Source organism: Pantoea sp. S-LA4 (assembly GCF_054482835.1).
In genome coordinates, this window is the sequence record NZ_JBTLRC010000002.1 from 2,699,062 (window position 1) to 2,712,842 (window position 13,781).

Here is a 13,781-nt window from a genome sequence, read left to right on the forward strand (position 1 = left end):
TCCTTTTGCTGTGTCAGGCCGTAAGAAAGTGACAATGATCAACCACGCGGCGCAGGGCATTGGCATGGTTTTGCGCACTCTTCGGCGTACTCCAGATGCAGGTCAAACAAAACTCGCCACACCGACAGGTCATCAGGTTTTTCGGGCAGTACATTTTGCCCCACGCATGATGGCCGCCCGGCACTACCCGCCATCCATGGGATTCTGCGTAACATAAAGCCGATTCAATCTCTTTACTGGGATGTCGCTTTCTGACCATCTGAGCCTCTCAGCCTGACGTGAAACCCGCCAGTTGTCAACTGACAACTGATAAAATAGATGTTATGCGGCTCAGCATGGGCAGACTTTTTCTCGCGGTAAAACAGTCAGGGTATAAACTGGAAAAAGGCACGCAAAAAATCATCAACTGTGGATTTACGCGACCAGAATAAAAACACTCTATGGAGGCAACATGTTTAAAGCTGATGATTTTGTCCAGTCAAAGACCGGCGGTCCAAAGATGCAGGTGCTGCGGGTTGAAGGCGATACCCTGTGGTGCGCACGCGTTGACGATGCGACCAAAAATGAGATTGAAGTCAAGGCGGATAGCGTGAATCTGTATCACGAAGAAGGCGACTTCGGCGTCTGCTGATAAAACTGGCCCCGGTTAAGGGGCCAGACTATTACGGCTTATCCTGCTGAAGGTTGTCGTGACCGAGGCCGCCGATAAACGGCAGACGCAACCGGAAAGGCGTGAAATCCAGCCCCATATTTAAGCCCAGCAGATTCACTTCAAAGCCCTCTTCAGCGCCGAGCGTCATACCCGCTACGCCCAGAATCGACACCTGTAATCCGCGTCCCGATGGCGGTAACCCAATCGGACGCCACAACGGCCGGTAATCTTTGCCCAGCGCATTAGCGGGCAGATCGAGTTTCAGTGCAGGCACTTCCCGGCCGATATGCGCCAGAAAGGTATTACTGTTGGGGCCCGGCCAGGCGTGATAGGTGGTCGGCCACGGGTAAGATTTAATTGCCGCCTCAATCTGCGGGATCATCGCTTCCGCCGCCGGACCGCGATGCTCCACCAGCAACCGCGGTTTCGCGCCATACCAGTAACCATCCGGAATATTGGTGTTGCGGCGGACTTTATCGCCGCTGCCCCAGCTAATCACTTCATAACGGTTATAACGGCTTTCGCCAGCGCGTTTAAAGATGATCCACGGATGAACCGCCACCGCGCCTTTCCAGCCATAGGTCGGCGCGGCATAGACCTGCACTATCGCCAGGTTGGCTATGGCGCGCGGATCGGGGGCTATCCCGGCCGAATCACGACGAGCCGACCACCAGCCACCCTTTTCATTGTTATCGCTGTGGCGGGTCGCCTGCGCGATGCTGGCACCCAGCGATAACAGTAAGACGGCAACAAAAAACAGGCTGAACACTTTAAGTGAGAGCATGACAACATTCCTGGTGACAATAGTGGCAACGCCTGATTAGCAGACAGATTCAATAAGGGGCGGCTTTGGGATACGAACGATCGGTGAAAGCGGCGGGTAAAGGCGGACGGCAAAGCGGACGCGCGTCTCTCTACTGCAGAGCAGGATAGCGCAATTTGCGGCAAAGTGAACAGAAAACCGCCAGCGGCGGGTATGGATGCGCTGAAAGGTTAAAACGGAGAACAGAATGGCCTGCCTGTTAACAGCCAGTAAAAAGCCCGCGGTAAGGCGGGCTTCAGTTACTCAGGATTCAGGCGGCGGTTACCGGCTTATTCCCACTCAATGGTCGCCGGTGGCTTACCGCTGATGTCATAGACCACGCGGGAAATACCATTGACTTCATTGATGATGCGGTTAGAGACGCGGCCGAGGAAATCATACGGCAGGTGCGCCCAGTGTGCGGTCATAAAGTCGATGGTTTCCACCGCACGCAGCGAGACAACCCAGTCATATTTACGGCCATCGCCCATTACACCCACTGAACGTACCGGCAGGAAGACGGTGAAGGCCTGGCTGACTTTGTTGTAGAGATCGGCTTTATGCAGCTCTTCGATAAAGATCGCATCGGCACGGCGCAGCAGGTCGCAATACTCTTTCTTCACTTCGCCCAGTACACGCACGCCCAGACCCGGGCCCGGGAATGGATGGCGGTAGAGCATATCGTACGGCAGGCCCAGCTCCAGACCGATCTTACGCACTTCGTCTTTGAACAGCTCTTTCAGCGGCTCAACCAGGCCCATCTTCATCTCTTTCGGCAGGCCACCGACGTTATGGTGCGATTTGATGACGTGCGCTTTACCGGTGGCAGAAGCCGCCGACTCAATCACATCCGGATAGATGGTGCCTTGCGCCAGCCACTTAACGTCCTGCAGTTTCAGCGCTTCTTCGTCAAAGACTTCCACAAAGACGCGACCGATGGTTTTACGCTTGGCTTCAGGTTCATCAATCCCCGCCAGCGCATCCAGGAAACGCATCTCAGCCGGCACATGGATGATGTTGAGACCGAAGTGGTCGCCAAACATATCCATCACCTGTTGTGCTTCGTTCAGGCGCAGCAGACCGTTATCCACGAACACACAGGTCAGGCGATCGCCAATGGCGCGATGCAGCAGCATCGCCGTCACGGAGGAGTCAACGCCGCCGGACAGGCCAAGGATCACTTTATCGTTGCCGACCTGCTCACGCAGGCGTTCAACCGCATCTTCGATGATTTTAGCTGGCGTCCACAGCGCTTCACATTCGCAGATGTCGATGATGAAACGTTCAAGCATCCGCAGGCCCTGACGGGTATGCGTCACTTCCGGGTGGAACTGCACGCCGTAGAAACGCTTCTCTTCGTTGGCCATGATGGCAAACGGACAGGTTTCGGTGCTGGCAACGGTGACGAAGTCGTCCGGAATGGCGGTCACTTTGTCGCCGTGGCTCATCCAGACATCCAGCAGCGGTTTACCAGCAGCGCTGATCGCGTCTTCAATACCGCGCACCAGCGCACTTGGCGTGGTCACTTCAACCTGAGCATAACCAAACTCACGCTCGCTGGAACCAGAGACTTTGCCGCCCAACTGCATCGCCATGGTCTGCATACCGTAGCAGACACCCAGCACCGGCACACCGGCGCTGAAGACATATTCAGGCGCACGCGGACTGTTCAGCTCGGTGGTGCTTTCCGGTCCACCGGAGAGGATGATGCCGCTCGGATTGAACTGGCGAATCTGCTCTTCGGTGACGTCCCATGCCCAGAGTTCACAGTAGACACCCAGTTCGCGCACGCGACGTGCCACCAGCTGAGTATATTGAGAGCCGAAATCGAGAATCAGAATGCGATGCTTATGGATATTTTCCGTCGTCATTGAGGGGTTTCCAGAACGGTGACTTGATAAAGTAAAGCGCCCGGCTGAAGCCGGGCGGGAAATCTTACGGGATTACGATCCCATGCGGTAGTTCGGTGACTCTTTGGTGATGGTCACATCGTGTACGTGGCTTTCGTTGATGCCGGCGCCGCTGATGCGGACAAATTCCGCTTTGGTGCGCAGGTCATCAATGGTCGGGCAGCCGGTCAGGCCCATACAGGAGCGCAGTCCGCCCATCTGCTGGTGTACGATCTCTTTCAGGCGGCCTTTATAGGCAACGCGGCCTTCGATACCTTCCGGCACCAGTTTGTCAGCCGCGTTATCGGTCTGGAAGTAACGGTCAGATGAGCCTTTTGACATCGCGCCCAGTGAACCCATGCCGCGATAGGATTTGAATGAACGACCCTGATAGAGTTCGATTTCGCCCGGTGATTCTTCGGTACCCGCCAGCATCGAACCGACCATCACGCAGGATGCACCCGCTGCAATCGCTTTGGCGATGTCGCCTGAGAAGCGGATGCCGCCATCAGCAATCACCGGAATACCGGTCCCTTCCAGCGCAGCAACGGCATCAGACACCGCGGTAATCTGCGGCACGCCCACACCGGTCACGATACGGGTGGTACAGATGGAGCCAGGGCCAATACCGACTTTCACTGCGCTGACGCCCGCTTCAACCAGCGCCAGAGCGCCGGCACCGGTCGCCACGTTGCCGCCAACGATTTCAAGATCGGGGTATTTCGCGCGGGTTTCACGAATACGTGACAGCACGCCTTCGGAATGACCGTGCGAGGAGTCAATCAGCAGCACGTCGACACCGGCCGCCACCAGAGCATCGATACGCTCTTCGTTGCCTGCGCCCGCGCCAACCGCCGCACCCACACGCAGACGACCCTGCGCATCTTTACAGGCGTTAGGTTTACGTTCGGCTTTCTGGAAATCTTTTACGGTGATCATGCCCAGCAGATGGAAGCTGTCGTCTACTACCAGCGCTTTCTCAACGCGCTTTTCATGCATTTTGTGCAGCACCACATCGCGCGCTTCACCCTCTTTCACCGTCACCAGACGATCTTTCGGGGTCATTACCGCGGAAACCGGCTGGGAGAGGTCAGTGACAAAGCGAACATCACGACCGGTAATGATACCGACCAGTTCGTTGTCACGGTTCACTACCGGATAACCGGCGAAGCCGTTACGCTCGGTCAGCGCTTTCACTTCGGCCAGTGGGGTGGTTGGCAGTACGGTCTGTGGTTCAGTGACCACGCCGCTCTCATGCTTCTTCACCTTGCGGACTTCATCCGCCTGGCGTTCAATAGACATGTTTTTGTGAATGAAGCCGAGACCGCCTTCCTGCGCCAGCGCAATCGCCAGGCCCGCTTCGGTCACGGTGTCCATCGCAGCGGAGAGCATAGGAATATTTAAACGGATATTTTTGGTCAGCTGAGTGCTGAGATCGGCCGTATTCGGCAGGACGGTGGAGTGTGCAGGAACGAGCAAAACGTCGTCAAAAGTGAGTGCTTCTTTAGCGATTCTTAACATGGCAATACTCCACCTCGGGTGAATGAGAATAGATAAAATATTGCCGCGGCATTATACAGGCCGTAATCGATTGCCTCCAGCATTATTTCAGAAAAACTCTTGATCCGTGCTAGCAGCCCTGTAGTATCGGTGAATTAACCTGCTGATTTGGAATTTGATCTTCGTCACATGTCGCTGCCACCCGTCGCCAATATTTTTACCGTCAGCCGTCTTAACACCACAGTGCGTCAGCTGCTGGAAAAAGAGATGGGCCTGGTCTGGCTGAGCGCCGAGATCTCTAACTTCACTCAACCCGCTTCCGGGCACTGGTACTTCACCCTGAAGGATGACGGTGCCCAGGTGCGTTGCGCGATGTTCCGCAACAGTAACCGTCGCGTCACTTTCCGGCCGCAGCATGGTCAGCAGGTGCTGGTTCGCGCCAATATTACCCTGTATGAGCCGCGCGGCGACTATCAGCTGATTATTGAAAGTATGCATCCGGCCGGTGAAGGTCTGCTGCAGCAGCAGTTTGAACTGCTGAAAGCCCGGCTGGCGACCGAAGGGCTGTTCGAACCGCAGCATAAGCAACCGCTGCCTGACCCGGCGCGCCAGGTCGGTGTGATTACCTCTTCAACCGGTGCCGCGCTGCACGATGTGCTGCGGGTACTGCATCGCCGCGATCCCTCATTGCCGGTGGTGATCTACCCGACGCCGGTACAGGGCGTCGATGCGCCTGCCGCGATCGTCCGGGCGATTGAGATCGCCAACCAGCGCAATGAGTGCGACGTGCTGATTGTCGGCCGTGGCGGCGGTTCCCTGGAAGATTTATGGAGCTTCAACGACGAGCGGGTCGCGCGCGCCATTTTTGCCAGCCGCATTCCAATCGTCAGCGCCGTCGGCCATGAAACTGACGTGACCATTGCCGATTTTGTGGCGGATTTACGTGCGCCAACGCCCTCTGCCGCCGCAGAGCTCGTCAGCCGTAACCAGCTTGAGCTGCTGCGTCAGCTGCAGTCGCAGCAACAGCGGCTGGAGATGGCGATGGATTATTATCTGGCGCGCCAGCAGCGGCGCTATAGCCGGCTGGAGCACCGCCTGCAACAGCAGCATCCTCAGTTACGCCTTGCCCGTCAGCAAACCGCCCTGTTCCGCCTGCAGCAGCGACTGACAGACGCGATGGAAACCGCTCTGCGCCACGCCAGCCGTCAGCAGGATCGTCTGACGCATCGGCTGACGGCGCAGCAGCCGCAGCAGCGTCTGTTCGACGCGCAGAAACAGCTACAAAGCTGGCACTATCGCCTGCAACAGAGTATGCAAAAGAAACTGAGCGCCGACCAACAGCGGTTCGGCCAGCGGGTGGCGCAGCTGGAAGGCGTCAGTCCGTTAGCAACGCTGGCGCGCGGCTTCAGCGTGACCACCGACACCACGGGCCAGGTGGTGAAAAAGACCCAACAGCTACAGAGCGGCGATCTTCTGCGTACCCGTCTGGATGATGGCTGGGTCGAGAGCCAGGTGACGCAGCTGCTGCCAGAGAAAAAGCGCCGCCGCAAAACCGCCTCCTGATCCTGCCTCTGCGTTCATACTTTTCATCTTACAGCTGGCCTCACTCACCAGGCCTATCCAGCCTGTCGGGTCTATACTTTTTGGCACATCCCTGTTGCCAAGGAGTTTCACATGGCTTTTAGCGTTATTCCTCCCTATATCCTCCGCAAAATTATCGCGCACGGCTCCGGCCATCAGCAGGAACAGGCGCGCCGTACTCTGACCCATGTCCAGCATCTGATGGCGGAACACTGGCAAAAGCCGACCGTGGCGAAAACAGCAGCGGGCGGCCATGTGGACCGTGAAATTTATGATGCGCAAAATCAGCAAACCCTTCCCGGGAAGCTGATCCGTCAGGAAGGCCAGCCTGAAAACGGTGATGTCGCCGCCGGGGAAGCCTGGGATTATCTCGGCACCACCTATGACTTTTTCTGGCAGGCGTATCAGCGTAATTCGCTGGATAATCAGGGGCTGAAACTGCTCGGAACGGTCCATTACGGCGACAAATATCAGAATGCGTTCTGGAACGGTCAGCAGATGGTATTTGGTGATGGCGACGGTGAAATTTTTAACCGCTTTACCATTGCGATAGACGTGGTGGCGCATGAACTGACGCATGGCGTGACCGAGAATGAAGCCGGTCTGATCTACTTCGAACAGGCGGGGGCGCTAAACGAGTCACTTTCCGATGTATTCGGTTCGCTGGTCAAACAGTTCAGCAAGAAGCAGAGCGCCGATCAGGCGGACTGGATTATCGGCGAAGGATTACTGGCTAGCGGCATTAATGGCAAGGGCCTGCGGTCAATGTCAGCGCCCGGCACCGCGTATGACGATCCAATGCTGGGGAAAGATCCGCAGCCGGCGCACATGGATGATTATGTGCAGACTCGTGAAGATAACGGCGGTGTGCATCTCAATTCCGGTATTCCTAACCGCGCTTTCTATCTGGCGGCGAAAGCACTGGGCGGCTATGCGTGGGAGCAGGCGGGACACGCCTGGTACGACACGCTGTGCGACGATGAACTGCCGCAGGACGCCGATTTCAAAACCTTTGCCCGCTTTACCGTTCAGCATGGCGAAAAACGCTTTAACCGTTCCGTTGCCAGCGCGATTGAGCAGGCGTGGAAAGAAGTGGGTGTGCTATGAGTGATCTGCCCGAACTCACCGATGATGCCACCATCATCGTGGCGCGTGAAGGCGGCCTTGCTTTTATGCCCGGCCTGCGTGCTGAGCGCCGTTTTTCGCTGGGTGAACTGCCGCCGCCGGAAAAGCAGCGCGTCTGTCGCGCCCTTGAGCAGGCGATGCCACTGGGCGAACCGGAAGAGAAAGCGCCTCAGGTGGGAAGCGGCGATCAACGCTATTTTCGCATTCAGATTCAGTATGCGACCCACCGCGAGGTCGGCACCATTGTGTTGCTGATTCCGGAACAGGTGGCGCCACCAGAATTACAGGCGCTGTGGCGTGATGGAAAATAAGCAAAAAAAGGGCCGACAACGTCGGCCCTTTTCACTGGTGAGGTTACTTGCTGTCTGGCAGCGCGTAAGCAATCACGTAGTCACCGCGATCCGGCGACTGGCGTGCGCCACCAGCCGAGATGAGGATGTACTGTTTGCCGGTTTTCGGCGAAACGTAGCTCATCGGGCCACCCTGGCTACCCACCGGCAGACGCGCTTTCCACACTTCTTTACCGGTTGAGGCATCAAAGGCGCGCAGATAGTAATCCTGGGTACCGGCGATGAACACCAGGCCACCCTGGGTTGCCAGCGTACCACCCAGCGTTGGCATACCGACCGGCATTTTCATCCGCATCTTGATGCCGAAAGGTCCGGTATCCTGCACGGTACCAACCGGCACCTGCCAGACGATTTTCTGGGTTTTCATGTCAATCGCCGACAGCGTACCAAACGGTGGCTTCTGGCAAGGAATGCCCAGCGGCGACATAAAGCGGTTTTTGTTCACCGCATACGGTGTACCTTTCAGCGGCACCGCGCCCATACCGGTGTTGATCGCTTCACCGCCGTTGCTGCCACGTGAAATCTTATTGGTGTCAGCCGGGATCATCTGTACCCACAGGCCGAGACGCATATCATTGACGAACAGCAGGTGGTTGTTCGGATCGGTTGACATGCTGCCCCAGTTCATCCCGCCCAGCGAACCCGGGAAGCTCAGCGACTTATCGGTGTCCGGCACGGTGAACAGACCATCATAACGCATCGATTTGAAGCCAATACGGCAGGCCAGCTGATCAAACGGCGTTGCACCCCACATGTCAGACTCTTTCAGCGTCTGGTTGCCAATCTGCGGCATACCGGTCGAATGAGGCTGGGTTTTGGTGTACTGCTCGTTCGGGATATGGCCCTGCGGCATCGGCAGCTCTTCGACTTTAGTCAGTGGCTTGCCGGTCATGCGATCGAGCACGAAGATCATGCCGGTTTTACCGCCAATCACTACTGCCGGTTTGGTGGTGCCATCCTTCTGTGGGAAATCGATCAGGCTTGGCTGCATCGGCAGGTCGAAGTCCCACAGATCGTTATGTACGGTCTGATAAACCCACTTCTCTTTACCGGTAGTGGCGTCGAGCGCCAGCACGGATGCACCATATTTGTGATCCAGTTCGGTACGGTTCGCACCCCACAGATCGACAGATGAGCTGCCCATCGGGATAAACACGGTGTTCATCGCCGGATCGTAGGACATCGGTGCCCAGGAGTTCGGCGTACTGCGGGCGTACTCTTTGCCCGGCATTAATATCGCATTCGGATCGACATTACCCGGGTCAAACGCCCAGCGCATCTGGCCGGTGATGACGTCAAAACCACGCAACACGCCACCAGGCATATCGGTCTGGACGTTATCCGCCACGCGACCACCAACCACAACGGTGGTGCCTGCCAGCGTCGGTGCCGAAGTCAGCTGATACTGGGGATCGGGTGCCTGCCCGAGGCCGGCTTTCAGATCGACAATACCGTTATGACCAAAGTTCTCACAGAATTCACCGTTGTCGGCGTTGATAGCAATCAGACGTGCATCAATGGTGTTCATCAGGATGCGGCGCTGACAGCTATCACCGGCTGGCAGCGTGACGGCCGGAACCGGCGTCGAGCCTGGCTGAGTTGGCTGCTGCAGCGGTTTAGTGGCATCGAAATAGGCCAGACCACGGCAGCGCGGCCAGACTTCCGCCTGCGCGTTGATTTCGCGCTTCCAGATCTGCTTACCGCTGTCTGCTTCAACCGCAATCACGTTGTTGTGCGGGGTACAGAGATACAGGGTATTGCCTACCTGTAATGGGGTCTGCTGATCTTCCGCGCCGTTACCGGTCGGGCTGTCCGGGATATCGCCGGTATGGAAGGTCCAGGCAACCTGCAGATCTTTGACGTTATCGCGGGTGATCTGATCCAGCGCCACAAAGCGGCTGCCCTGCGGCGTGTTGCCGTAGTTATCCCAGTCTTTCTGCTGTTTCGCTTTGTCTACCGGAATCAGCGGCAGCTCTTCACCTGAAGAGGCCACGGTAGGATGTGGCTGAAACATCTGTACAAAGGTGACCACCATGCCAACGGCCAGCAGCGCAGAGAGCGTGTAGGCAGCTTTGGCCAGCGAGCTTTTGCCTTCACGCTTGCGCAGCGCAGGCCAGAGCAGGAAGGCCACAACCATCAGGCCAGCCGGCACCATCAGGCGCGACACCAGCGGCCAGAACTCCAGCCCGGCATCGAACAGTGACCAGATCAGCGTGCCGACAAATACCAGCAGAAACAGGACCACCGCCGAGGATTTGCGGCGGAAAAACTGTATTGCTGCCAGAACGGTCACGATACCGGCAATCAGGAAGTACAAACTGCCGCCAAGGGCGACCAGTTTACCGCCGCCAATCGCGAAGAACAGACCGGTTGCCAGCAGCACCAGTCCGAACAGCACGGATATGATTCCCAGCCCCTTAGCGGAGCGGGACGATGTTTCAGCCATAACACTAACTCTCCTGAATAAGCAGAGCGCTCACGCCGGTTGCCGCCTGAACTGCGCAACCTTGTCAAAGAGACATGCGGCGTGCCGCACTGCTTCAAATCGAATATAAACAGACCCGCGTCTGTGAAGTGACCTGGACCGGAAAAAAATGGATCGGCTGGTCCCTCCCCACGACGCGGCAGGATTGTACCACCTGGTACATTACAGAGTGAACATCTATAACGCAGTTGTTACGCTGCAATAGCATTTTTGCTACAACAATCTCTTTATCCGCACCGCTTATGCTGTCCCTGAACCGCCTGGCGCTTTCTGCGGCTGAAAATCGACACGTTTTTTCGAAATCAGGCCGTGTCCGTGATGACAGAAATAGTTCACCGCACCGCAGGCGCTCAGCCGTTCCAGTGGCTGATGACAGTCAGGACAGCACGCCTCCGCCAGGTAGCGCGCGCCGCAACCGCTACAGATAAACTCACCGTCGCTGAGCTGTAACGGCTGCTGACATTTTTCACAGTGGATGGTCATCATCACTCCCCGCCCGTTGTTTTAGCTTAGGCCAAAAAAAGAGGGCCTTCCGGCCCTCATTTGCTTAACGCTTATTTTTCTTCATATGCGCCATCAGGCGCTTACGCTTACGCTGCTGCGTTGGGGTCAGCAGGTTGCGCTTTCCTTCGTACGGGTTATCACCCTCTTTGAACTGGATGCGAATCGGCGTTCCCATCACGTTCAGTGATTTACGGAAGTAGTTCATCAGGTAGCGCTTGTATGAGTCCGGCAGATCTTTAACCTGATTACCGTGGATCACCACAATTGGCGGGTTATAACCGCCGGCATGCGCATACTTCAGCTTAACGCGACGACCACGAACCAAGGGCGGCTGATGATCTTCGGCTGCCATGTTCATGATGCGGGTCAGCAGCGAGGTGTTTACGCGCTTCGTCGAACAGTCATAGGCTTCGGTGATCGACTCAAACAGATTACCGACGCCGCTGCCGTGCAGCGCAGAGATAAAGTGAATGCGGGCGAAATCGATAAAGCCCAGACGGTAGTCCAGCGTCTCTTTCACTTCGTCACGCACTTCCTGCGACAGGCCATCCCATTTGTTGACCACAATCACCAGCGAACGACCACTGTTGAGGATAAAGCCCAGCAGCGAGAGATCCTGATCGGAAATACCGGCGTGAGCATCAATCACCAGCATCACCACGTTGGCATCTTCAATCGCCTGCAGCGTCTTAATCACCGAGAATTTCTCTACGGTGTCAGAGATTTTGGCACGCTTACGCACACCCGCAGTGTCGATCAGAACGTATTCACGTCCATCACGCTCCATCGGGATATAGATACTGTCGCGGGTGGTGCCCGGCATATCGTAGACCACCACGCGGTCTTCACCCAGGATGCGGTTAGTAAGCGTTGACTTACCTACGTTAGGACGGCCGACAATCGCCAGTTTGATCGGCAAGCCTGTCGGGTCGAAGTTTTCTTCTTCCTCTGCGGCCTCCAGTTCAGCCGTCTCCTCGGCGTCAAGTGCCGCCCAGTAAGCCTGGTTCTCTTCTTCTTCGGTGAGTTCGACCGGCTCAACCCTGTCCAGCCACGGCAACAGAGCCGTTTCGATCAGGCTGGAAACACCACGACCATGCGACGCCGCAATGGCGTGGATTTCGCCCAGACCCAGCGAATAGAAATCCACTACCGCCTGATCGGGATCGAGTCCGTCGGTTTTATTCGCCACCAGGAACGTGGCTTTCTGACGCGAACGCAGGTGTTTGGCGATTTGCTGATCGGCGGCCATCATGCCCGCGCGCGCATCGACCATAAACAGCACCACATCCGCTTCTTCGATCGCCAGCAGTGACTGCTCAGCCATCCGCGTTTCAACACCCTCTTCGGTGCCGTCGATACCGCCGGTATCGATAACAATAAATTCGCGCCCTTCCACTTCGGCGCGACCATATTTGCGATCGCGAGTCAGTCCAGGAAAATCCGCTACCAGCGCATCACGAGTGCGGGTTAAACGGTTAAACAGCGTAGATTTTCCCACATTGGGACGCCCAACCAGCGCGACCACAGGTACCATAACAATGCCTCAATAAATAATTAATCGCCCGAATGGCGTGATTATAACGGCTCTGGCCGTTAAGTTCAGGCTGAAGGCGCAAAGAATACCATGCCTGACTAAAAACGAAACGGCCCCTGATTAAATCAGGAGCCGTTAGTGCGGAGGATTTCACCTGCCAGACGTTACCCGTTAGCGGGTAATCGCATAGACCTCGCCATCTTTCGACTGGATCAGCAGCTTATCGCTGGCGACCACCGGTTCGGTCTGGAAGCCGGAGCTATCCAGTTTCTGCTGCGCGACAAAGCGACCATCCGTGGTGTTCATCCAGTGCAGATAGCCTTCGCTGTCGCCGACCACCAGGTAGCCGTTGTAGAGCACCGGTGAAGTCAGGTTGCGATGCAGCAGATCGCTCTGGCGCCAGATGGCGACGCCACCGTCGGCGTTCAGCGCAATCACCCGATCATCCTGATCGACCAGATAGATGCGGCCCGCATCGACAATCAGATCTTTCACGCCGCCGATTTCGCGTTTCCACAAAATCTGACCAGAGCGCAGATCCAGCGCGGTGAGATCACCGTTATATGCCAGGGCGTAAACCACACCGTTAACGATAACCGGCGTAGTATCGACATCATTCAGACGATCGATCTCAGTCGCACCGCTGATCTGCGAAATACGCTGCTGCCAGATCAGCTGACCCTGATTCAGGATAACCGCGCTGACGCGACCACTGTCGCCGCCGACAATCGCACCGCCAAAAGCCACCGCTGGCGCAGATTCGCCGCGCAGGGACAGCGCTGGCATATCGAGGTTAACGCTCCACTTGATGGCGCCGCTGCTCTGATCCAGTCCCTGCAACATACCGTTGCTGGTGTGTACCAGTACCAGGCCGTCGCTGACCACCGGACGGGAAAGGGCTTCCCCCGCCACTTTGGTCTGCCATGCCAGGCTGCCATCGCTGCTGTTCAGCGCATAAACCTGACCGCGCTCGCTGCCCACATAGACGCGATCGCCTTCAGCCGTCAGGCCACCGGACAACAGGGCTGAGCGGTTTTTCGAGAAGAAGCCGGTTTTCTCAGAGAGATCGACTTTCCATTTTTCTTTACCGTTAGTGGCATCCAGCGCTTTCACGATGCCGAAACGATCGGCCGCAAACACGGTGTTGTCCAGCCAGGCGGGATGCAGGTTGGAGTAGAAATCACCGACGCCATCTCCTACCGAGGTGCTCCACACTTCCTGTGGCGTGAACTGGTTTTCCACCTTGGGCAGCGGAGCCATTTTTACCACATCTTCTTCGCCGCTAAACAGCGAACAACCGCTGAGCAAAGTGACTGAAATCAGCCCCGGCAGCAGGTATTTACGTAATTCCATGCGCTC

Annotated in this window: 12 protein-coding genes; 4 read left to right on the top strand and 8 right to left on the bottom strand. The window is 56.6% G+C overall.

From position 1 onward, the window contains the following. Positions 1-13: 13 nt before the first annotated feature. Positions 14-259 carry a hypothetical protein gene (locus ACX3P5_RS13405; RefSeq protein ID WP_458968824.1) on the bottom strand — a complete coding sequence of 82 codons (246 nt, stop codon included), beginning with the start codon at positions 257-259 and terminating at the stop codon, positions 14-16. Positions 260-451: 192 nt separating this feature from the next. Here ACX3P5_RS13405 and ACX3P5_RS13410 point away from each other — a divergent pair, with 192 nt between their 5' ends. After that, a complete protein-coding gene (locus ACX3P5_RS13410; protein WP_094121574.1) occupies positions 452-631 on the top strand; it encodes a DUF2158 domain-containing protein in 180 nt (59 codons plus the stop codon). A 31-nt stretch (positions 632-662) separates the two neighbouring features. Here the strand turns inward: ACX3P5_RS13410 and ACX3P5_RS13415 are convergent, their stop codons facing one another. The 3 genes from ACX3P5_RS13415 to guaB all read right to left on the bottom strand — a co-directional run bounded on the left by ACX3P5_RS13415 (position 663) and on the right by guaB (position 4,864). Beyond that, positions 663-1,436 (bottom strand): DUF3750 domain-containing protein, encoded by a 774-nt coding sequence (locus tag ACX3P5_RS13415; protein ID WP_458968825.1) that lies wholly within the window; start codon positions 1,434-1,436, stop codon positions 663-665. Between the two features lie 308 nt (positions 1,437-1,744). Beyond that, positions 1,745-3,325: a glutamine-hydrolyzing GMP synthase gene (guaA, locus tag ACX3P5_RS13420; RefSeq protein ID WP_233987394.1), complete on the bottom strand. Its 1,581-nt coding sequence runs from the start codon at positions 3,323-3,325 to the stop codon at positions 1,745-1,747. A gap of 72 nt (positions 3,326-3,397) precedes the next feature. Further along, positions 3,398-4,864, bottom strand: coding sequence for an IMP dehydrogenase (gene guaB, locus ACX3P5_RS13425; RefSeq protein WP_233987393.1), 1,467 nt, complete (start codon positions 4,862-4,864; stop codon positions 3,398-3,400). Between the two features lie 168 nt (positions 4,865-5,032). Here guaB and xseA point away from each other — a divergent pair, with 168 nt between their 5' ends. The 3 genes from xseA to ACX3P5_RS13440 all read left to right on the top strand — a co-directional run bounded on the left by xseA (position 5,033) and on the right by ACX3P5_RS13440 (position 7,860). Next, positions 5,033-6,406 (top strand): exodeoxyribonuclease VII large subunit, encoded by a 1,374-nt coding sequence (gene xseA, locus ACX3P5_RS13430; protein ID WP_336755727.1) that lies wholly within the window; start codon positions 5,033-5,035, stop codon positions 6,404-6,406. 111 nt (positions 6,407-6,517) lie between these two features. Further along, entirely contained in the window at positions 6,518-7,531 is a 1,014-nt protein-coding gene (locus ACX3P5_RS13435) for a M4 family metallopeptidase (RefSeq protein WP_336755728.1), read from the top strand. Next, a complete protein-coding gene (locus ACX3P5_RS13440; RefSeq protein ID WP_233987390.1) occupies positions 7,528-7,860 on the top strand; it encodes a protealysin inhibitor emfourin in 333 nt (110 codons plus the stop codon). Before ACX3P5_RS13435 ends, ACX3P5_RS13440 begins: the two co-directional genes overlap by 4 nt. Before the next feature lie 43 nt (positions 7,861-7,903). Here the strand turns inward: ACX3P5_RS13440 and ACX3P5_RS13445 are convergent, their stop codons facing one another. The 4 genes from ACX3P5_RS13445 to bamB form a co-directional block, all read right to left on the bottom strand. Next, complete coding sequence (locus ACX3P5_RS13445; RefSeq protein WP_336755729.1) at positions 7,904-10,345, bottom strand: glucose/quinate/shikimate family membrane-bound PQQ-dependent dehydrogenase; 2,442 nt, start codon at positions 10,343-10,345, stop codon at positions 7,904-7,906. A 279-nt stretch (positions 10,346-10,624) separates the two neighbouring features. Beyond that, positions 10,625-10,867 carry a zinc ribbon domain-containing protein gene (locus tag ACX3P5_RS13450; RefSeq protein ID WP_458969185.1) on the bottom strand — a complete coding sequence of 81 codons (243 nt, stop codon included), beginning with the start codon at positions 10,865-10,867 and terminating at the stop codon, positions 10,625-10,627. A 64-nt stretch (positions 10,868-10,931) separates the two neighbouring features. Then, positions 10,932-12,422 (bottom strand): ribosome biogenesis GTPase Der, encoded by a 1,491-nt coding sequence (der, locus tag ACX3P5_RS13455; protein WP_233987388.1) that lies wholly within the window; start codon positions 12,420-12,422, stop codon positions 10,932-10,934. A 171-nt stretch (positions 12,423-12,593) separates the two neighbouring features. Beyond that, positions 12,594-13,775, bottom strand: a complete 1,182-nt coding sequence (gene bamB / locus ACX3P5_RS13460) for an outer membrane protein assembly factor BamB (protein ID WP_233987387.1) — start codon at positions 13,773-13,775, stop codon at positions 12,594-12,596. Between the last annotated feature and the right edge of the window lie 6 nt (positions 13,776-13,781).

Excerpts from the sequence above, each read along its gene's own strand:
- ACX3P5_RS13405 (WP_458968824.1), bottom strand. The coding sequence starts at position 259 with ATGGTCAGAAAGCGACATCCCAGTAAAGAGATTGAATCGGCTTTATGT.
- ACX3P5_RS13410 (WP_094121574.1), top strand. The coding sequence starts at position 452 with ATGTTTAAAGCTGATGATTTTGTCCAGTCAAAGACCGGCGGTCCAAAG.
- ACX3P5_RS13415 (WP_458968825.1), bottom strand. The coding sequence starts at position 1,436 with ATGCTCTCACTTAAAGTGTTCAGCCTGTTTTTTGTTGCCGTCTTACTG.
- guaA (WP_233987394.1), bottom strand. The coding sequence starts at position 3,325 with ATGACGACGGAAAATATCCATAAGCATCGCATTCTGATTCTCGATTTC.
- guaB (WP_233987393.1), bottom strand. The coding sequence starts at position 4,864 with ATGTTAAGAATCGCTAAAGAAGCACTCACTTTTGACGACGTTTTGCTC.
- xseA (WP_336755727.1), top strand. The coding sequence starts at position 5,033 with ATGTCGCTGCCACCCGTCGCCAATATTTTTACCGTCAGCCGTCTTAAC.
- ACX3P5_RS13435 (WP_336755728.1), top strand. The coding sequence starts at position 6,518 with ATGGCTTTTAGCGTTATTCCTCCCTATATCCTCCGCAAAATTATCGCG.
- ACX3P5_RS13440 (WP_233987390.1), top strand. The coding sequence starts at position 7,528 with ATGAGTGATCTGCCCGAACTCACCGATGATGCCACCATCATCGTGGCG.
- ACX3P5_RS13445 (WP_336755729.1), bottom strand. The coding sequence starts at position 10,345 with ATGGCTGAAACATCGTCCCGCTCCGCTAAGGGGCTGGGAATCATATCC.
- ACX3P5_RS13450 (WP_458969185.1), bottom strand. The coding sequence starts at position 10,867 with ATGACCATCCACTGTGAAAAATGTCAGCAGCCGTTACAGCTCAGCGAC.
- der (WP_233987388.1), bottom strand. The coding sequence starts at position 12,422 with ATGGTACCTGTGGTCGCGCTGGTTGGGCGTCCCAATGTGGGAAAATCT.
- bamB (WP_233987387.1), bottom strand. The coding sequence starts at position 13,775 with ATGGAATTACGTAAATACCTGCTGCCGGGGCTGATTTCAGTCACTTTG.